At 69.4% G+C, this 17,328-nt stretch carries 20 protein-coding genes; 11 read left to right on the forward strand and 9 right to left on the reverse strand.

Annotated elements, in window-relative coordinates; genetic code table 11:
- The first annotated feature begins 111 nt into the window (after positions 1–111).
- Both AAY78_RS17450 and AAY78_RS17455 read left to right on the forward strand, forming a co-directional pair.
- Positions 112–336 carry a DUF3107 domain-containing protein gene (locus tag AAY78_RS17450; protein WP_046749549.1) on the forward strand — a complete coding sequence of 75 codons (225 nt, stop codon included), beginning with the start codon at positions 112–114 and terminating at the stop codon, positions 334–336.
- Positions 337–343: 7 nt separating this feature from the next.
- The gene (locus AAY78_RS17455) at positions 344–631 is read left to right on the forward strand and encodes a hypothetical protein (RefSeq protein WP_046749550.1); all 288 of its coding nucleotides are present in this window, start codon (positions 344–346) and stop codon (positions 629–631) included.
- A gap of 53 nt (positions 632–684) precedes the next feature.
- Here AAY78_RS17455 and AAY78_RS17460 read toward each other — a convergent pair whose 3' ends face one another.
- Complete coding sequence (locus AAY78_RS17460) at positions 685–1,398, reverse strand: ferritin-like fold-containing protein (RefSeq protein ID WP_046749551.1); 714 nt, start codon at positions 1,396–1,398, stop codon at positions 685–687.
- Positions 1,399–1,594: 196 nt separating this feature from the next.
- On the opposite strand from AAY78_RS17460, the gene AAY78_RS17465 reads away from it, so the two are divergent.
- Positions 1,595–3,115, forward strand: coding sequence for a DEAD/DEAH box helicase (locus AAY78_RS17465; protein WP_046749837.1), 1,521 nt, complete (start codon positions 1,595–1,597; stop codon positions 3,113–3,115).
- A 75-nt stretch (positions 3,116–3,190) separates the two neighbouring features.
- Here AAY78_RS17465 and AAY78_RS17470 read toward each other — a convergent pair whose 3' ends face one another.
- Together AAY78_RS17470 and AAY78_RS17475 are read right to left on the reverse strand one after the other, a co-directional pair.
- Complete coding sequence (locus AAY78_RS17470) at positions 3,191–4,105, reverse strand: DUF817 domain-containing protein (protein ID WP_046749552.1); 915 nt, start codon at positions 4,103–4,105, stop codon at positions 3,191–3,193.
- A 63-nt stretch (positions 4,106–4,168) separates the two neighbouring features.
- The gene (locus tag AAY78_RS17475) at positions 4,169–5,041 is read right to left on the reverse strand and encodes a PHP domain-containing protein (protein WP_046749553.1); all 873 of its coding nucleotides are present in this window, start codon (positions 5,039–5,041) and stop codon (positions 4,169–4,171) included.
- A 119-nt stretch (positions 5,042–5,160) separates the two neighbouring features.
- Here AAY78_RS17475 and AAY78_RS17480 point away from each other — a divergent pair, with 119 nt between their 5' ends.
- Genes AAY78_RS17480 through AAY78_RS17490 form a run of 3 tightly spaced genes read left to right on the forward strand, consistent with a single transcriptional unit; the run spans position 5,161 to position 8,559 of the window.
- The gene (locus tag AAY78_RS17480; protein ID WP_046749554.1) at positions 5,161–6,183 is read left to right on the forward strand and encodes an endonuclease/exonuclease/phosphatase family protein; all 1,023 of its coding nucleotides are present in this window, start codon (positions 5,161–5,163) and stop codon (positions 6,181–6,183) included.
- Between the two features lie 36 nt (positions 6,184–6,219).
- Positions 6,220–7,641 carry an aminopeptidase P family protein gene (locus AAY78_RS17485; protein ID WP_046749555.1) on the forward strand — a complete coding sequence of 474 codons (1,422 nt, stop codon included), beginning with the start codon at positions 6,220–6,222 and terminating at the stop codon, positions 7,639–7,641.
- Between the two features lie 9 nt (positions 7,642–7,650).
- On the forward strand, positions 7,651–8,559 hold the full coding sequence (locus tag AAY78_RS17490; protein WP_046749556.1) for a phosphotransferase: 909 nt from the start codon (positions 7,651–7,653) through the stop codon (positions 8,557–8,559).
- A 6-nt stretch (positions 8,560–8,565) separates the two neighbouring features.
- On the opposite strand, the gene AAY78_RS17495 is transcribed toward AAY78_RS17490, so the two are convergent.
- Together AAY78_RS17495 and AAY78_RS17500 are read right to left on the reverse strand one after the other, a co-directional pair.
- Positions 8,566–9,228, reverse strand: a complete 663-nt coding sequence (locus AAY78_RS17495) for an alpha/beta hydrolase family protein (protein WP_046749557.1) — start codon at positions 9,226–9,228, stop codon at positions 8,566–8,568.
- A 25-nt stretch (positions 9,229–9,253) separates the two neighbouring features.
- Positions 9,254–9,955 carry a general stress protein gene (locus AAY78_RS17500; RefSeq protein ID WP_046749558.1) on the reverse strand — a complete coding sequence of 234 codons (702 nt, stop codon included), beginning with the start codon at positions 9,953–9,955 and terminating at the stop codon, positions 9,254–9,256.
- An 85-nt stretch (positions 9,956–10,040) separates the two neighbouring features.
- Here AAY78_RS17500 and AAY78_RS17505 point away from each other — a divergent pair, with 85 nt between their 5' ends.
- Genes AAY78_RS17505 through AAY78_RS17520 form a run of 4 tightly spaced genes read left to right on the forward strand, consistent with a single transcriptional unit; the run spans position 10,041 to position 13,453 of the window.
- Entirely contained in the window at positions 10,041–11,309 is a 1,269-nt protein-coding gene (locus AAY78_RS17505; protein ID WP_046749559.1) for a magnesium transporter MgtE N-terminal domain-containing protein, read from the forward strand.
- Entirely contained in the window at positions 11,309–11,821 is a 513-nt protein-coding gene (locus tag AAY78_RS17510; protein WP_045263089.1) for a DUF1003 domain-containing protein, read from the forward strand. Before AAY78_RS17505 ends, AAY78_RS17510 begins: the two co-directional genes overlap by 1 nt.
- Complete coding sequence (locus AAY78_RS17515) at positions 11,818–12,939, forward strand: Mrp/NBP35 family ATP-binding protein (RefSeq protein WP_046749560.1); 1,122 nt, start codon at positions 11,818–11,820, stop codon at positions 12,937–12,939. Before AAY78_RS17510 ends, AAY78_RS17515 begins: the two co-directional genes overlap by 4 nt.
- Positions 12,940–12,958: 19 nt before the next feature.
- Positions 12,959–13,453 (forward strand): YcxB family protein, encoded by a 495-nt coding sequence (locus AAY78_RS17520; RefSeq protein WP_046749561.1) that lies wholly within the window; start codon positions 12,959–12,961, stop codon positions 13,451–13,453.
- 34 nt (positions 13,454–13,487) lie between these two features.
- On the opposite strand, the gene AAY78_RS17525 is transcribed toward AAY78_RS17520, so the two are convergent.
- The gene (locus AAY78_RS17525; protein ID WP_046749562.1) at positions 13,488–13,877 is read right to left on the reverse strand and encodes a twin-arginine translocase TatA/TatE family subunit; all 390 of its coding nucleotides are present in this window, start codon (positions 13,875–13,877) and stop codon (positions 13,488–13,490) included.
- An 89-nt stretch (positions 13,878–13,966) separates the two neighbouring features.
- Here AAY78_RS17525 and AAY78_RS17530 point away from each other — a divergent pair, with 89 nt between their 5' ends.
- Positions 13,967–14,605 carry an O-methyltransferase gene (locus tag AAY78_RS17530; RefSeq protein WP_046749563.1) on the forward strand — a complete coding sequence of 213 codons (639 nt, stop codon included), beginning with the start codon at positions 13,967–13,969 and terminating at the stop codon, positions 14,603–14,605.
- Positions 14,606–14,722: 117 nt separating this feature from the next.
- On the opposite strand, the gene AAY78_RS19605 is transcribed toward AAY78_RS17530, so the two are convergent.
- The 3 genes from AAY78_RS19605 to dapE form a co-directional block, all read right to left on the reverse strand.
- Positions 14,723–14,896, reverse strand: coding sequence for a DUF3117 domain-containing protein (locus AAY78_RS19605; RefSeq protein ID WP_071328210.1), 174 nt, complete (start codon positions 14,894–14,896; stop codon positions 14,723–14,725).
- A gap of 94 nt (positions 14,897–14,990) precedes the next feature.
- Positions 14,991–16,208 (reverse strand): hypothetical protein, encoded by a 1,218-nt coding sequence (locus AAY78_RS17535; RefSeq protein WP_046749564.1) that lies wholly within the window; start codon positions 16,206–16,208, stop codon positions 14,991–14,993.
- Positions 16,190–17,263 (reverse strand): succinyl-diaminopimelate desuccinylase, encoded by a 1,074-nt coding sequence (dapE, locus tag AAY78_RS17540; RefSeq protein WP_046749565.1) that lies wholly within the window; start codon positions 17,261–17,263, stop codon positions 16,190–16,192. Before dapE ends, AAY78_RS17535 begins: the two co-directional genes overlap by 19 nt.
- Positions 17,264–17,328: the final 65 nt, after the last annotated feature.

The following is a 17,328-nucleotide window of genomic DNA, read 5'->3' on the forward strand; positions in this document are numbered from 1 at the left end:
GCCATGGTGCCTTCCCCCTGTGCGCTCACGGCGAAACAGGCCGCGACCGCCGATCCCGGCCTGTACTCCCGGGGTAGAGTTGGCGCAGTCCCCGAACTTCAAGGAGCACGCGTGGAAATCCGCATCGGCATCATCAACACCGGCCGTGAACTGAGCTTCGACACCAGCGCAAGCGCCGAAGAGGTGCGCACCCAGGTCGCCACCGCCCTCGAGCAGAGCGCGTCGCACGTGAGCTTCGCCGACGTGAAGGGCAACTCCTACATCGTCCCGACCGCGAACCTCGCGTACATCGAGCTGGGCACCGAGGAATCCCGCCGCGTCGGCTTCGTCGCCTGACCCGACGATGTACATCCTCCTCGCACTCATCGGCGCGTGCGCTCTCGGGATCGCCGCACATTTCCTGATCGGCGGTCGTGAGCTGCGCGGTGTCGCTCTGACCCCCGCCATCGCGACCGCGGTGGCTGCGGTCCTGTACACCGCGCTGCAGTGGGCGGGCGTGGGCGAGGACAGCATCTGGCTGTGGCTCGCGAGCGTCCTCGGAGCCCCCATCGTCGCTGCACTGGCGACCGTGGCGATCACCGGGATGCGCAAGCGCGCCGACGCCCAGAAGCGAGTCGCGCTGGGAATCTGACCGCCGTCGGAATCTGACCGCCTCGAACCGACCGCGCGTGTGGCGATGTCGGGTCAGGACGCGAGTCCCATGGCGTCCATGCGCCGTGCGTGAGCGCCCATGAGCTCGGTGTACACCGGCTCGATCCGCTCCTCGTCGACGTCGAGACGCTCCGGCCGCAGCGCCGAGCGACAGACGAGGATGGTGTCGCCGACGAGACGGCGGGCCCACATCGACAGCAGCGACCGCCACTCCTCATCGCTCTCGATGGTCTCCTGCACGATGGCGACGATCTCGTGCCTGGCATCGTCCTCGCGCAGGATCTGCGCCACGCGGTGCCCGGTCTCCCCGTAGCTGGAGGCGAGCGCGAGGTAGAAGTCGTCCAACATCCCTGCGGTGATGTAGACGGCGAGCAGCGTCTCGCGAGGGCGGGCGCCGATGGTCTTCCGACGGAACGCATCGAGGTTCTCCCGGAACGGCAGCATCAGCTGCGTCGGGTCGTCCCCCCGCTCCGCGATGAGCTCCACGATCCCGCGGTGCTTGGTGAGCGCGGCTCCGGCTGCGCGCGAGAGCGACTCCTTCTCGGAGAGCTCGGGGGTGCCGCGGATGAGACGCGTCAGCGTCTCGAAGTAGCCCAGCTGCAGATAGGCGGCCTGTCCGAGGAAGCGGTTCAGCTCGGGGGCGAGCTCGGCGAAGTCGATGCGCGTCGCATCTCCCTGCTCTCCCCTGCCGCGCAAGGCGAGGGTGCGTCGCGGCGCCGCATCGCGCTGCCAGAACCACTTAACCACGAGGTCGTCCTCCCGAGTCCACCACGACGTTCACAATACTCGTGCGGAAGCCCTCTTCCCGGCCTGCGGCACCCCTCGGGTAGGCTGGGCGTGTCCCCGCCGTCGGAGCGGGGCCCCGCGCCTGTGGCACAAGAGACGGCGTGGATCCGTGAACGTGGCGATCCCGCAGGGTCGCCGGACAGGCAATCTGAACAAAGTGACAACTTTCGCCGATCTCGGCATCGATCAGGACATCGTCGACGCACTCGCCGCCAAGGGCATCGTGGACGCGTTCCCCATCCAGGAGCAGACCATCCCCCTCGGCCTTCCCGGCCAGGACATCATCGGTCAGGCCAAGACGGGAACCGGCAAGACCTTCGGCTTCGGCATCCCGGTCGTCCAGCGTCTCGGCAAGAACCCGGAGCACGGCGTCAAGGCGCTCATCGTGGTGCCGACCCGTGAGCTCGCGGTGCAGGTGTACGAGGACATCGACCTGCTCACCAGCAACCGCTCCACCAGCGTCGTCGCCATCTACGGCGGAAAGGCCTATGAGGGCCAGATCGACCAGCTGAAGGCGGGAGCGCAGATCGTGGTCGGCACCCCCGGCCGACTGATCGACCTCGCCGGCCAGCGCCTGCTCGACCTCTCGAACGCGACCGAGGTCGTGCTCGATGAGGCCGACAAGATGCTCGACCTCGGCTTCCTCGCCGACATCGAGAAGATCTTCCAGAAGGTGCCGGCCGTCCGCCACACGCAGCTGTTCTCCGCGACCATGCCCGGTCCGATCGTCGCCCTCGCGCGTCGCTTCATGTCGAACCCGATCCACATCCGCGCCAACGACCCCGATGAGGGCCTCACGCAGGCCAACATCAAGCACCTCGTGTACCGCGCTCACTCCATGGACAAGGACGAGGTCATCGCCCGCATCCTGCAGGCGGAGGGGCGCGGCAAGACCGTGATCTTCACCCGCACCAAGCGTGCGGCGCAGCGGCTCGTCGACGAGCTGAGCGACCGCGGTTTCAACGTCGGCGGCGTGCACGGAGACATGGGCCAGGACCAGCGTGAGCGTTCGATGGCCGCCTTCAAGGCGGGGAAGAAGGACGTGCTCGTCGCGACCGACGTCGCCGCTCGAGGCATCGACGTCGACGACGTCACCCATGTGATCAACCACACCATTCCGGACGAGGACAAGACGTACCTGCACCGCGCCGGCCGTACCGGCCGCGCGGGCAAGACCGGGATCGCGGTCACCTTCGTCGACTGGGAAGACCTGCACAAGTGGGCCCTCATCAACCGGGCCCTCGAGTTCGGTCAGCCCGAGCCCATCGAGACCTACTCGTCGAGCCCGCACCTGTACGAGGACCTCGACATCCCCCACGGCACGAAGGGCCGCCTGGTGTCGGCGCCCAAGACGGAGTCCGTCAAGACCGAGCGCAGCCGTCGCCCCGAGCGGGCGACCGACGCCGCGGCGGAGGGCACCGACGAGAGCGGTACCCGTCGTCGCCGGCGTCGCCGCAACAGCTCGACGCCCGTGGGCTCGACGTTCGCCGAGGGCGCCGCGTCGTCGTCCAGCGGCGAGGGAGAGACCGCGCCATCGTCCGATCGCGGAGCCGAGGGCGCAGGGACCCACGATGGCGCTGGTAAGGAGCACCACGACGGCAAGCCGGCGCCCGCACGCCGTCGCCGCCGTCGCCGCGGGGGTTCCGGAGCAGGGGCCGCTCCCGTCGCGGGAGCCTGAGTCGTCACACCGAGAGGGCGCATGGGTCGGGAACCCCCCGAACCATGCGCCCTCTCGCATGCACGGGCGACGACGTCAGGCGCGACCCTCGCCGCCCCCTTGCACTCTCCTGGCGGTTCCGCTCCCCGTCGTACGCAACAGCGCTCCGGGAACCTGCGGCGGATACACCCAGGCCACCAGGACGACCGAGATGATCATCAGCAGGAACCACGAGCTCAGCTTGCTCAGCGAGACCGGTTGCCACCCTCCGGCCTGATCCGGATAGGCCCACGCGCCCGCCCAGGTGCCGATGTTCTCGGCGAGATAGATGAACACCGCCACACCCGCGAAGACGGCCAGCAGGGGAAGGCGGATCGTACGCCGCCAGACGCGCGCGTGCATCACGGTCGGGAGCCACAGCAGCACCACTCCGACGAGCAGCACCCACCGCGCATCCCACCACCAGTGGTGCGTGAAGAAGTTGACGTAGATCGCCCCGGCGAGGATCGCCGTCATCCAGCGTCGCGGATACCGCGTGAACCCGAGATCGAACAGCCGGTAGACGCGGACCATGTACGACCCGACCGCCGCGTACATGAAGCCGCTGAACAGCGGGACCCCGCCTATTCGGAGGATCCCGTCTGCGGCATACGCCCACGAACCCACATCGGTCTTGAACAGCTCCATCACGGTGCCGGTGATGTGGAACAGGACGATGACCCACAGCTCACGGCCGCTCTCCAAGCGGAAGACGAGCATCGCGATCTGGATCAGCACCGCAGCGATCGTCAGCGCGTCGTTGCGGGCCAGCGCCGCGTCGTCGGGATACCACAGGCGCGCGGCGACGATGAGGACCAGGAGCGCTCCACCGAAGATGCACGCCCACGCCTGCTTGACCACGAACACCGAGAACTCGATGAGGCCGGCGCGGACACCGTTCGACGGGGCGTCACGGAGGAGCCGGTGAGCCCACGCGTCGACGCGCCGCTCCAGGGAAGTCGCTCGCTGCATGCCTCGGACGGTATCGGTCCGGTTCGACAGCCCGCAGGGAAGTCGCCGACAGAACGCCGAGGGTCAGGGAAAACGCGGGGCGATGCCGGTGCCTCGTGCTATGAGCCTGGACACCATCTCCTCGGAGGTCGTGTTCTCGCCAGGGCGGTTCGGTTTGCCGGTGCCGTGATAGTCGCTCGATCCGGTGACGATGAGGTCGTGCTTCGCGGCGATCTCACGCAGCACCCGCTTGCCCGACTCCGTGTTCTCCCGATGCTCGACCTCGAATCCGCCGAGCCCCGCGGCGATGAGTCGCTCGATGAACGGCACGGGCATCATGCGGTCGCGACCCGCCGTCACGGGGTGGGCGATGATCGCCACTCCCCCCGCGTCCGTGATCAGACGCACCGCCGTCAGCGGATCGGGCGCGTAGTGCGGCTCGTAGTAGCCCTCGCGAGGGTGCAGGATGCCGTCGAAGGCCTCCGTCCGGTCCCGCACGATGCCGCGCGCGATGAGGGCGTCGGCGATGTGCGGGCGCCCCACGGTGGCATCCCGCGTTGTCTGCGCGACCACGTCGTCCCACTGCAGGTCGTAGTCCCGCCCGATGTTGCGCACGATGCGCTCGGCCCGGCCGATCCGATCGCCGCGGATGCGATCGGTCTCCGCACGCAGCGCCTCGTCCTCCGGGTCGAAGAGGTACCCGAGCACGTGGACGCTCCGCCACTCGTGCTTCGCGGAGAGCTCCATACCCGGGATGAACGTCATACCGAGCTCGACAGCCGCATCTCCGGCCTCGCTCCACCCCGTGGTGCGGTCGTGATCGGTCAGCGCCAGAGTACGCACCCCGTGCGCATGCGCCTGGGCCACCACCTGGGCCGGCGACTCCGTGCCATCGGAATGGTTGGAGTGCAGGTGCAGGTCGACGGGACCGGCGAACCCGGGGGACGAAGTGGCCATCCTCCGAGCGTACCGAGCATCCGCGGCCCCAGGCCCGCTCAGGCGCGCCCCATCCCGCTCAGGCTCGGCACGGATGTCGAGGCAGGGACTTCCCAGGCGGCGCTCCTAGGCTGGAGGGGATGTTTCGTCTCCTGGGGATCCTCTTCACCGTGCTTCTCGCGATCGCGACGGCGATCGTGGTGTGGCCGCAGTTCTTCCGTCTGGAACAGACGTACCCGTTCGCGCAGCTGGTATCGGCGCGCGGTCTCGTACTCGGCGGATTCCTCGTCGTCGCGGCCCTGGCGCTCCTCCTCCTGTTCGCCCGCCCGCTGAGGGGGTTCGCCGCATCGATCCTCATCGTGGCGCTGCTGGGCGCGGGTGCGACCGCGGCCATCGGAGCCGTGCGCGGCTTCGGATCATCCGCGCTCCCGGAGAAGACCGACGGCAGTGTGCGCGTGCTCACCTGGAACACCGCGGGCGAGGCCGTCTCCGCGGAGGTGATCGCGCAGCGGATCCTCGATCAGGGAGCCGACATCGTCGCGCTCCCTGAGACGACCGAGGCCGTCGGCGAGCGCATCGCCATCATGCTGCGCGAGCAGGGACATCCGATGTGGGTGCATCACGTGCAGTTCCGACCGGATGTGCAGGACGGCCCGCAGTCCTGGCACACCACCGTGCTCGTCGCTCCAGACCTCGGCGAGTATTCCGTGATCGAATCGGCCAAGGACGGCACGAGCAACACCGGCTCCGTTCCCAGCGTCGTGCTCATGCCGACCGATGGGACCGGCCCCACGATCGTCGCGGTGCACGCGGTGGCCCCGCGTATGGAGGAGATGCAGCAGTGGCGGAGCGATCTGCAGTGGATCGCCGATCAGTGCCCGCAGGGTGACTTCATCCTCGCCGGCGACTTCAACGCCACCGTCGATCACATGGCTCCGCTCGGAGTTGAGGGCGGCGACATCGGATACTGCCGCGATGTGGCCGCCCGCACCGGGAACGGACTCACGGGCACGTGGCCGAGCTCGCTGCCCGCCCTCGCCGGTGCACCCATCGATCATGTGATGGCGTCGCAGAACTGGTCGCCGAGCGGTTCCGTCGTGCTCGACGATGCCGGCGGAAGCGACCACCGCGCCCTCGTCGTGCAGCTCGAGCCCGCCGGCTGAGTCCCACGCCGGCCCACCAGGTGACAGACTGGAGGGATGAGCACAGGAGAGCGCGACACGATCGCAGAGCCCACCGTCGAAGCGTCTGCCGAGAACGGCACGACGAACCGCAAGCAGCCGTTCCCGCAGGGCTTCCTCGACACCATCTCCACCGGCTGGGCCGAGCGTCCGGAGACGCTCCCTGCCCCGCGTGCGCAGGCCTCATACGCAGCCATCCGCCGCGCCGCCGTCTCCGCCGCGTTCCCCGGCAAGCGTCTGGTGATCCCGGCAGGCTCGCTCAAGCAGCGCAGCAACGACACCGACTACGTCTTCCGGGCGCATTCCGCCTTCGCGCACCTGACGGGGTGGGCTTCCGATGCCGAGCCCGACTCCGTCCTCGTCTTCGCGCCGACCGAGAACGGTCACGACATCACGCTCTTCTTCCGCGAGCGTGCCGACCGCACCACCACGGAGTTCTACGCCGACGCGACGGTCGGCGAGTTCTGGATCGGACCGCGCCCCTCCCTCGCCGGCGTCGCCGCCGACCTCCAGATCACGACGGCGCACCTCGACGAGCTCGAGGCGGTCGAGGGCGAGCTCGTGCTCGACGAGGACGAGGCGCTCACCCGTTTCGTCTCCGAGCTGCGTCTCATCAAAGACGAGTTCGAGATCGCAGAGATGCGCCGCGCGGTCGAGATCACGGCGAACGGCTTCGACGACATCATCCGTGAGCTCCCCGCTGCGACGGCGCACGCCCGCGGCGAACGCGTCGTGGAGGGTGTCTTCCACCGCCGCGCACGCGAGGACGGGAACGGCGAGGGGTACGACACGATCGCCGCATCGGGGCCGCACGCCTGCTACCTCCACTGGACCCGCAACGACGGGACCGTGGTTCCCGGTGATCTGATCCTGGTGGACGCCGGCGTCGAGGCGGACAGCCTGTACACCGCCGACATCACCCGCACCCTGCCGGTCTCCGGCACGTTCACCGAGGTGCAGCGCCGCGTCTACGAGACGGTCCGCGAAGCAGCGGATGCCGCGTTCGCCGCTGCCCAGGTCGGGGTGCGCTTCCGCGATGTGCACGGTGCCGCAATGAAGGTCATCGCCGAGCGCACGGCCGAGTGGGGTCTGCTCCCCGTCACAGCGGAAGAGGCTCTGGACGCCGACAAGGGCGGTCAGCACCGGCGCTACATGGTGCACGGCACCTCGCACCACCTCGGAATCGACGTGCACGATTGCGCGCAGGCCCGCCGCGAGATGTACTACGACGGCATCCTCGCACCGGGCATGGTGTTCACGATCGAGCCGGGGCTGTACTTCCAGATCGACGATCTCACCGTGCCCGCCGAGCTCCGCGGCATCGGCGTGCGCATCGAGGATGACATCGTGATGACCGAGGACGGTCCGGTGAACCTCTCGGCCGGCATCCCGCGCACGGCCGACGAGGTCGAGGCGTGGATCGCACGCCTGCAGAGCTGACATCGGCGGATGCATGAAGGGGAACTCGCGCTCGACACGGCGGCGGCGGCACGCCTGATCGCCCGGCGGTTCCCCGAACTGCGCGGAGAGCCGGTGCGACCCGTGCCTCTCACGGGGACCGTGAACAGGATCATCCGCGTGGGCGGGGAACACGTCGCCCGGTTCCCGCTGCTCGGGGCCACGGAGACCGAGCTCGCGGGCGAGGCCGCCGCTCTCGACGAGTTCGCCGCCGCCAGTCCCTACCCCGCGCCGCGACCGTACGGGATCGCCGCGCCGTCGCCGGAGTTCCCCTCGGCCTGGGCGATGCAGACCTGGGTCGAGGGCGAGACGGCGGACCCTGCGCGCTCCGCCGCCGCCCCGGCGTTGGCGCGCGACCTGGCCTCGCTGATCCTGGCACTGCGCGCCGTCGACCTCCGCGGACGCACCTTCGACCGCAACGGTCGCGGCGGTCGCCTCGGCGATCACGACGAGTGGGTCGCGCACTGCCTCGCCAGGAGCGCGCACCTGTTCGATGCGCCACGCGCCGAGAGGCTCTGGGCCGTGCTGCGGGAGCTCCCGTCTCCCGTCGCGGAGGTGATGAGCCACAGAGACCTCACCCCGTTCAATCTCCTGGTCGCCGAGCGTGCGGATGAGACGCGACTGGCCGGCGTGCTCGACGGCGGAAGCTTCGGACCCGCCGATCCTGCCCTCGACCTCGTCGTGGCCTGGCATCTCTTCGACGCACCGACACGGCGCATCCTCCGTGACGACGTCGGCGCGGACGACGTCGAATGGCACCGGGGCGCGGCATGGGCGCTCCAGCAGGCGCTCGGGCTCGGCTGGTACTACGAGGCCTCGAACCCGATCATGAGCGCACTGGGCATCTCGACGGTGCGACGTCTGCTGGCCGATGCAGGTCTCTCCGCGCTCATCGACTGACCGCTCTCAGCCGGATCGGCGAGCGCGGACGAACTCCGCGACGATCGGCGCGAGTGACGCTCCGATCTGCTCCGCCGGGCGCTTCCGCCCCTTGACCTCGAAGGTGTGCCCGCCGCCATCGACCCAGACGACGCGCGCATCCCGACAGCTCGCGACCGCCTCCTCGAACTGCGAGAGGGGCTGGATGAACGGATCGTTGGTCCCCTCGACGAAGAGCTGCGGCACCGTGATGTCCGGCAGATGCTCGATGCGCGGCTTCTCGGGCCGCCCCGGCGGATGAAGCGGGTAGCCGAGGTAGACGAGCCCGTTGACACGCAGACCTTCGGCGACCGCCATCGACGCCATCCGCCCGCCGTACGACTTCCCCGTCGCCCAGACGGTCGCCGCGGGGTCGGCCGAGCGGGCGAAGGCCACGACGGCATTCCAGGTGGCGATCGCATGCGGGGCGGGACCGGGCATGCGTCGTCCCTGCTCGACGTAGGGGAAGTTGAACCGCAGAGTCGAGAAGCCGCTCTCGCTCAGCGCATCGACGTAGCCCGTCAAGAACGGATGGTCCTTGCCCGTCCCGGCGCCGTGCGCGACGATCACCGTCGCGCCGTTGTCGCCGGGGGCCCAGTCGGCGGACACCGCCGCAGGTCCGGTCGGCAGCTCGACCTGGATCTCGACCATCAGGCGGCGGAAACCGGCACCGACGTCATGCCCGCTCGCCCTGGACTCCGTCGGAGTCCGGGCGGGGATCGGGAGCGGGAGTGTGCTCCGGCTGCACCGGCTCCGCCACCGGGTCTGCCGGGCGCGGCGGGATGACGGGTTCCTCGGGCGCAGGGACGGGCTCGGGCGCCGGCGTGGCTTCCGGCACCGTTGCCCCAGGGGTGATCCGCTCGCCGTAGCGGGGCGGTTCATCGAGGTTGACGGGGGGACGCACCGGTGCGACCTTGTTGGCCCCGAGCACCTGACGGGCCTTGCCCAGCGAGGAGGAGAGCACGGTGACCTCGTAGTGATCGGCGGCGAACTGCGTGACACTGGCGAAGTCTCGGCGACGACGCACGATCGCATAGGTGATCAGGCTCAGGAGCATTCCGACCGCGACGCCGATGAGCACGAAGCCCAGGAAGAGCTGGATCGGCACCTCGGGGTTGCCCAGCACGAGGATCGCGGCGAGGAAGAGACCGATCAGCACGCCGTTGATCGCGCCGGAGCGCGCTGCGGCGGCATAGCCGAGCTTGCCGGTCACCCGCTCGACCGTGCGCACGCTCTGTCCGACGATGGCGATGTCGCGCGCGGGCACCTCCCCCGCGATCAGCTTCGAGACCGTCTTCTGCGCGCTCTCGTAGTCGCGCATCGACGCGACGATCTCGCCGGTGTCTGTGCCGCTCGCGGGCCGGTTCAGCATGCTCATCCGGCTATTCTTCCACGCGCGCCGATGGACGGCCCGAGGCGCGGCCATCCCGCCGGAGACCTGAGCCGCCGACTACTCTGGAGAGGTGAGCACACAACGGGTATTCGCCGCGCGCCTCGCCGGGTGCGCCGTCTTCGATCCCGTCGGCGACCGGCTCGGCAAGGTCCGGGATGTCGTCGTCGTGTATCGAAGTACCGCGGCACCCCGCGTCATCGGCCTGGTCGTGGAGATCCCCGGGCGACGACACGTGTTCCTCTCGATCGGACGCGTCACCTCGATCCGCTCCGGCCAGGTGATCACCACGGGCCTGATCAACGTGCGCCGCTTCTCCCCCCGCGCCGGTGAGGTCCGCGTGCTGGCGGAGATGCTCGGGCGACGGGTGAGCTTCGTCGACGGCAGCGGCACCGCCGTGATCGAGGACATCGCGATCGAGCCCAACCGGCTCGGCGAGTGGGCGATCAGCCAGCTGTTCCTCCGCCGACCCAAGACCAGCGCCTCTCCCTTCGCGAAGGGCCCGACGACCTTCGCCGCCTGGAGCGAGGTGACGGAGCAGCGTGCTCCCGGCGAGTCGCAGTCGGCGGAGCAGCTCGTCGCCTCGTACTCCGAGCTGCATGCGGCCGACCTCGCCAACACCCTCCTCGATCTCCCGCAGCAGCGCATGATCGAGGTCGCGGAGGAGCTCTCCGACGACCGCCTCGCGGACGCCCTCGAGGAGATGCCCGAAGACGAGCAGGTGCACATCCTCGATCGCCTGGGAGACGAGCGCGCGGCCGACATCCTCGACCAGATGGAGCCGGACGACGCGGCCGACCTCCTCGCGCAGCTGGCACCGGACCGTCTGGAGCAGCTCCTCGAGCTCATGGAGCCGGAGGAGGCCGAAGACGTCAGGATGCTGCTGCGCTACGGCCCGGACACGGCCGGCGGTCTGATGACCCCGGAACCGATCATCCTGTCCGCCGATGCCACCGTGGCCGAAGCGCTCGCGCTGATCCGCCGCCACGAGCTGCATCCGGCCCTGGCCGCCGCGGTGTTCGTGACGCTCCCCCCGTTCGAGACGCCGACGGGGCGCCTGCTGGGGCTCGTGCACTTCCAGCGGATGCTGCGCTACCCGCCGCATGAACGGCTCGGCGCGATCCTCGACGACAGTCTCGAACCCGTGCCCGTCACCGCCTCCGCCGCCGAGGTGGCACGCCTCCTGGCCAGCTACGACCTGGTGTCGCTCCCGGTGATCGACGCGGCGCACCGCCTGGTCGGAGCGATCAGCATCGACGACGTGCTCGACTACCTGCTGCCCGACGACTGGCGCTCGCACGACAATGACGACGCCGCCGCTCCGGCGAAGGAGGTGCGCTGATGCCCCGCTCCCCCCGCCTCGACGCGCCAGGGCGCACGACCACACGCCCCAGGGCGACCTCACGCGACCGCTTCGGCCGTTTCACGGAGTGGGTCGCGCGGGCGATGGGGACGCCGGCGTTCCTCCTGATCCTCACCCTGTTCTGCGTGCTGTGGATCGTGTGGAACACCCTGATGCCGGACGAGTTGCGCTTCGACGACGCCGCGCTCGGGTTCACGGCTCTGACGCTCATGCTCTCGCTGCAGGCCTCCTATGCGGCACCCCTCATCCTGCTCGCGCAGAACCGTCAGGACGACCGCGACAGGGTGCAGATCGAACAGGACCGCCAGCGTGCAGAGCGCAACCTCGCCGACACCGAGTACCTCGCCCGCGAGATCGTGGCGCTGCGGATGTCGCTCGAGGAGCGCAATTCGCAGGTCGTGACGCGCGACGTGCTCCGTCAGGAGCTCAAGGCTCTTCTCGCCGAGCTCGAAGAGTCTCCTGAGAAGACCCGATCCGGCTCCGCATCGTGACGGCGGTGGAGCGCGTCCGATCCGCCGTCGCCGCTGTGACGGATCCCGAGCTGCGTCGTCCCATCGGCGATCTCGACATGGTCCGCGACATCTCGGTGGAGGGTGATCGCGCACACGTCGGCATCGTCCTGACGATCGTGGGCTGCCCCGCCGCTGCCAGGATCGAGACGGATGTGCGCGAGGCTGCAGCGTCCGTTCCCGGTATCGCCGAGGTCGAGGTCGAGGTCGGCGTGATGACTCCGACCGAGCGGAAGGCGCTCACGGAGAAGCTCCGCGCGGGCAGGCCAGCACGGCACATGCCGTTCGGCCCCGACTCCCTCACCCGCGTGATCCTCGTCTCCAGCGGCAAGGGCGGCGTGGGCAAGTCGACGGTCACGGCCAACCTCGCGGTCGCCCTCGCCGCGCAGGGTCTCTCCGTCGGGCTCGTCGACGCCGATGTGCACGGCTTCTCGATCCCTGGCCTGCTCGGCATCCCGGCAGGCACGCAGCCGACGCGCATCGACGACCTCATGCTCCCCCCTGTCGCACACGGCGTGAAGACGATCTCCATCGGGATGTTCCTCCGCGACGGCGAATCCGTCGTCGCGTGGCGCGGTCCGATGCTGCACCGCACGGTGTCGCAGTTCCTCACCGACGTGTTCTTCGGCGACCTCGATGTGCTGCTGATCGACATGCCACCGGGAACGGGCGACATCGCCATCTCGATCGGCCAGCTCCTCCCCCATGCGGAGGTGCTCGTGGTCACGACGCCGCAGACCGCCGCCGCCGACGTCGCCATCCGCAGCGGACTCGTCGCCCGGCAGACGGGCCAGCGCGTCATCGGCGTCATCGAGAACATGGCGGCGTACACCCTCCCCGACGGCACTGTCGTCGACCTGTTCGGCTCCGGAGGCGGCGCGGCCGTCGCCGAAGCACTCTCCGAACCGGAAGCCGCGGTCCCGCTGCTGGCATCCATCCCGCTGAGCCCCGCCCTGCGCGAAGGCGGAGACACCGGACGGCCGATCGTCTCCGACGACACGGACGATGCCGCAGCCGTGACCATCCGCGGCCTCGCGAGCGCGCTCGCGCACCGGGGCAGGGGTCTCTCCGGCCGATCCCTGCCCATGTCGATCCGCTAGGGACTGGGAGGATGCTCGGATGCCTGCACGTTCCCTGACCGTCGACGAGAGCCTGCTGCGACGGATGGCACGCGACGCCGCGATCTACTCGCTGACCCGTCCTGCGGCCATCGTCATGTGGGTCGCACTCGCGGCGGCGCTCGTCTTCAGCGTCGTCAACCTCACCGCGCCGGTGGCTCCGGGGGAAGAGGGACCTTACGGGGCAGGCTGGATGCCCGTGCTCATCGTCGCGCTCGCAGGTTTCGCCGTGTTCATGTCGGTGTCGGGGGCGCGCACCGCCGTGCGGATCGCGATGCCCGTCGGGACACGCGTGTGGGTGTCACTGGAAGACGAGGGTCTGCAGATGGGAAGCGGGCGACGTCGCTCCGACATCGCGTACCGCACGTTCCAGAGGATGCACGTGGGAAGGGACGCGGTGCTGTTGAAGCTGCGCGACACCTCGGCCGCGACCGCGATACCCCGCGAGCTGCTGACGGACGACGACATCGCCGCTCTCCGCTCCCGGATCTCCTAGCCCTCTCCCGCGGACCCCTGACGTCGCGACCGGGTCAGGTCGCCTCGGGATCGAACGGCGGGCGGTTGGTCGCGCTGAACTCCTGCGGGACCGCGCGCGTGGTGGCGATGGAGCCTGCGACCGGCTCCGCGATCGTCGCTGTGGCCTGCATCGGGGTCGCCGGCTGCGGCTCTTCCATGAGGGCATCGCGGATGATCCGACGCGGGTCGTACTGGCGGGGATCGAGCTTGCGCCAGTCGACGTCGTCGATCTCGGGGCCCATCTCCTCGCGCACCCTCGACTTGGTCGCACGAAGGTACTCGCCGGCCTTGCGGACCATACGGGAGAAGCTCTCCGCTGCGCGCGGGAGACGCTCGGGGCCGATGATCAGAACCGCGATGAGGCCGATCAGCAACAGCTTCTCGAAGGTGAGCCCGAACGTCATCTCTACAGGCTACCGCCGCGCCTGCGGTCCCCGCACTCGCGGACCGAATACGCTGGAGAAGATCACAGGCAGGCAGGGAGATACAGGCCATGAGCGAGCATGACGCGAACGCGCGTTTTCTGCGCGAGTCCATCGTGGAACCCGACGCCATCGCTCGCGCCCGTGCGCACGCGCTCGAGCTCGGGGCCATGCCCGTCAGCGCGTCCGTCGGCTCTCAGATCGCTGTGCTCGCCGCCGCGACCGGCGCCAGGTCGATCGTCGAGATCGGCACCGGTGCCGGTGTCTCCGGACTCTGGCTGCTCCGCGGCGCGCCCCAGGCCGTGCTCACCTCGATCGACAACGAACCGGAGCACCTCGCCGCCGCGCGGCAGGCCTTCTCCGACGCGAAGATCCCCTCCACGAGAGCACGTTTCATCACGGGGCGTGCGATCGACGTGCTCCCGCGCATGAACGAGAACTCCTACGACATCGTGCTGGTCGACGCCGACCCCGAGCACGTCATCGAGTACGTCGAGCACGGTCTGCGTCTCGCACGCACCGGTGGCCTCGTGCTCGTGCCGCGTGTCCTGGCGGGCGGCCGCGTCGCCGACCCGGTGCAGCGCGACGAGGTCACGGCCGCCTACCGATCCCTCGTGCAGGAGACGCAGGAGTCTTCGGCCGTGCTCGCGACGCTCTCCCCCGCGGGCGAAGGCCTGCTGCAGCTGATCAGCCTCGCAGAGCGCGGCTGATCGCCCGGATTCCCGATGGAGGCGGTGCCGACCACGCAGGTGCCGACCCAGGAAGAAGGGCGGTGGTTCCGAGGAACCACCGCCCTTTCGGATCCGCTGACGCGGATCCCTGGTCGATCAGGCCGGTGCCACGACGGCGCCAAGCACGTCGTGAAGCTCCTTGGCCTCGGCGTCGTTCACGGAGACGACCAGGCGGCCGCCGCCTTCGAGTGGAACGCGCACGATGATGAGTCGTCCTTCCTTCACGGCTTCCATAGGCCCGTCTCCGGTCCTCGGCTTCATCGCTGCCATCGTGGCTCCCTTTCCTCCGGTGGTATGGGATGAGTTTATCGGGTGTCACCGGGACCTGGAGGTCACGGAGCAACAATTGGGTCGAGCTCCACGGTCACGGGACCTGCCAGAACGTGTTCCCGAGCCCATACACGTGATATATCCACACCCATTGACCGACCAGACATGCCGCCAGGACGCCGAGGCGCCAGAGCCGAGTCCGCGGCACGGCGACCGCGCCCCACAACGGACTGAGCGGGAGCAGCAGGCGGAAGGTGCTCGACTGGGGGAAGAAGACGGCGAGCAGGTAGAGCAGATAGCTCGCGCTCCAGAGGCGAAGATCGACGCCGAGCGCCCGTACCTGCGGTGAAAGCAGGAGCACTGCGGCGGCACCTGCCACGATGAGCACCAGGGCGATGGGCCCCCACCACTGCGGCAAGCCCCAGAGACCGAACCAGAACTGCGACGCCTGGATCCACCCCTCGAAAGGGATGAACCCTTCGACGCCGCCGGTGATCCAGTGCTGACGCCAGGCGAGCTCGGTCGCGAGATACGCCCCCGCATCCCCTGTCGCGATGCCGGCGATCACCTGCCAGGCGAATCCGCAGGCGGTCGCGAGCGTCCCGAGCGCGAGGATGTGTGCGATCTCCCTCCCCACCAACGGATCGTCGCGGCGACGGACCCAGCGCACCACCCCGTGCAATCCGAGATAGAGCGCGAAGGCGAGGACACCGGGGCGGGTGAAGGCCATCGCCGGGATGAGCAGATACAGCCAGGCGTACTTCCGCCGCGCCGTCATGTCGAGGGCGAGGAAGAGCAGCAGGAGGAACAGCGTTTCGGCGTATCCCACCTGGAACATCGCCGCGATCGGGCCGGCCGCGAAGAACACCACTGCCCACAGCGCAGCGGAATCACCGATGCGCTCGCGCAGCAGCCGGTGCAGCACGAGGCACGCCAGGTATCCGGCCCCGAGAGAGAGGAGGAGGGCGCCTGCTCCCCAGGAACCGAGCACGAGACCGATCCCCTTGGCCGCATATGCGAACACCGGCATGAAGGCCCAGGCATTCTCGGCGACGTCGCCCGCATCCGTGAGCGGCAGCTCTGTCGGGTACCCGTTCTCGGCGACGAGCCAGTACCACTGCGCGTCCCAGCCGAGCACGAAATCGATCAGGCCCGCCCCGGCGCCGAAGCGCGAGGAGGAGGTCGACAGCGATGCGGCGATGATGAGGAACACCGTCGTCACGACCCGCGCCCCGAGGTAGATCAGCGCGACGCGCAGCGCGATCGGCGCCTTCGCCCAACGGCGCGCTGCGCTCAGTGCGAGGTGAGCCATGCGCGCAGGCCCCGCTCCACGGCGTCGATCTGCGCGAGCGGCACGCGCTCCTCATCGTGGTGGGCCAGGTGCGGGTCGCCGGGACCGTAGTTGACGGCGGGGATCCCCAGAGCGGAGAAGCGGGCGACATCCGTCCAGCCGTACTTCGGCCGCGGCTCCGCACCGACGGCGGCGACGAACTGCTTCGCGATCTCCGCGTCGAGGCCGGGACGCGCACCCTCGGCGGCGTCGGTGATCTCGACGTCGAACCCCGCGAGGACTCCGCGCAGATGTGTCTCGGCCTCCGCCGCGGACTTGCTCGGCGCGAAGCGGTAGTTGACCTCGACCTCGCAGGCATCGGGGATGACGTTCCCCGCGACGCCACCTGCGATGCGCACGGCGCTCAGACTCTCGCGGTACAGCAGCCCCTCGACCGGCACCTCCCTGGCCCGGTACTCCGCGAGCCGGGTGAGGATCGGCGCGGCACGATGGATCGCGTTCTCCCCGATCCATGCCCTCGCGCTGTGCGCCCGGACGCCCGACGTGCGCACGATCGCCCGCATCGTGCCGTTGCATCCGCCCTCGACCTCGCCGTTGGAGGGCTCACCGAGGATCGCGAAGTCGGCCTCGAACAGGTCGGGGCGGACGGCGGCGAGCAGCCCGAGGCCGTTCTTCGACGCCTCGACCTCCTCGTTGTCGTACCACATCCAGGTGATGTCGATCGCGGGTTCGACCAGCTCCGCAGCGAGCTTCAGCTGCACCGCGGTCCCTGCCTTCATGTCGACGGTCCCACGACCCCAGAGGTACGGCACACCGTCGATCTCGATGTCGCGGGTGGGGAGGTTGGCATTGATGGGCACCGTGTCGATGTGCCCGGCGATCGCGACGCGCTGCGCGCGACCGAGATCCGTGCGCGCGATGACGGTGTTGCCGTGGCGGAAGACCTGCAGGTGCCCCAGCGGCGTGACGGCCGCCTCGATGGCGTCGGCGAGCGTCTTCTCGTCTCCGGAGACGCTGGGGATATCGCAGATCGCACGGGTGAGGTCGACGGAGGACGCGGTCAGATCGAGCACCATGGGTCAAGACTACTTACCCCGTCATGCGTGCAGTCACCGCGCTGCGGGCGCGATAGCGTGGAGGG

This window comes from Microbacterium sp. Ag1 (assembly GCF_001005635.1).
GTDB lineage: Bacteria > Actinomycetota > Actinomycetes > Actinomycetales > Microbacteriaceae > Microbacterium > Microbacterium oxydans.

What these genes read in the sequence shown, in the direction of transcription:
- AAY78_RS17455 (WP_046749550.1), top strand. Translation starts at nt 344, where the DNA reads ATGTACATCCTCCTCGCACTCATCGGCGCGTGCGCTCTCGGGATCGCC.
- AAY78_RS17470 (WP_046749552.1), bottom strand. Translation starts at nt 4,105, where the DNA reads ATGCAGCGAGCGACTTCCCTGGAGCGGCGCGTCGACGCGTGGGCTCAC.
- AAY78_RS17475 (WP_046749553.1), bottom strand. Translation starts at nt 5,041, where the DNA reads ATGGCCACTTCGTCCCCCGGGTTCGCCGGTCCCGTCGACCTGCACCTG.
- AAY78_RS17480 (WP_046749554.1), top strand. Translation starts at nt 5,161, where the DNA reads ATGTTTCGTCTCCTGGGGATCCTCTTCACCGTGCTTCTCGCGATCGCG.
- AAY78_RS17485 (WP_046749555.1), top strand. Translation starts at nt 6,220, where the DNA reads ATGAGCACAGGAGAGCGCGACACGATCGCAGAGCCCACCGTCGAAGCG.
- AAY78_RS17490 (WP_046749556.1), top strand. Translation starts at nt 7,651, where the DNA reads ATGCATGAAGGGGAACTCGCGCTCGACACGGCGGCGGCGGCACGCCTG.
- AAY78_RS17495 (WP_046749557.1), bottom strand. Translation starts at nt 9,228, where the DNA reads ATGGTCGAGATCCAGGTCGAGCTGCCGACCGGACCTGCGGCGGTGTCC.
- AAY78_RS17500 (WP_046749558.1), bottom strand. Translation starts at nt 9,955, where the DNA reads ATGAGCATGCTGAACCGGCCCGCGAGCGGCACAGACACCGGCGAGATC.
- AAY78_RS17510 (WP_045263089.1), top strand. Translation starts at nt 11,309, where the DNA reads ATGCCCCGCTCCCCCCGCCTCGACGCGCCAGGGCGCACGACCACACGC.
- AAY78_RS17520 (WP_046749561.1), top strand. Translation starts at nt 12,959, where the DNA reads ATGCCTGCACGTTCCCTGACCGTCGACGAGAGCCTGCTGCGACGGATG.
- AAY78_RS17525 (WP_046749562.1), bottom strand. Translation starts at nt 13,877, where the DNA reads ATGACGTTCGGGCTCACCTTCGAGAAGCTGTTGCTGATCGGCCTCATC.
- AAY78_RS17530 (WP_046749563.1), top strand. Translation starts at nt 13,967, where the DNA reads ATGAGCGAGCATGACGCGAACGCGCGTTTTCTGCGCGAGTCCATCGTG.
- AAY78_RS19605 (WP_071328210.1), bottom strand. Translation starts at nt 14,896, where the DNA reads ATGGCAGCGATGAAGCCGAGGACCGGAGACGGGCCTATGGAAGCCGTG.
- AAY78_RS17535 (WP_046749564.1), bottom strand. Translation starts at nt 16,208, where the DNA reads ATGGCTCACCTCGCACTGAGCGCAGCGCGCCGTTGGGCGAAGGCGCCG.
- dapE (WP_046749565.1), bottom strand. Translation starts at nt 17,263, where the DNA reads ATGGTGCTCGATCTGACCGCGTCCTCCGTCGACCTCACCCGTGCGATC.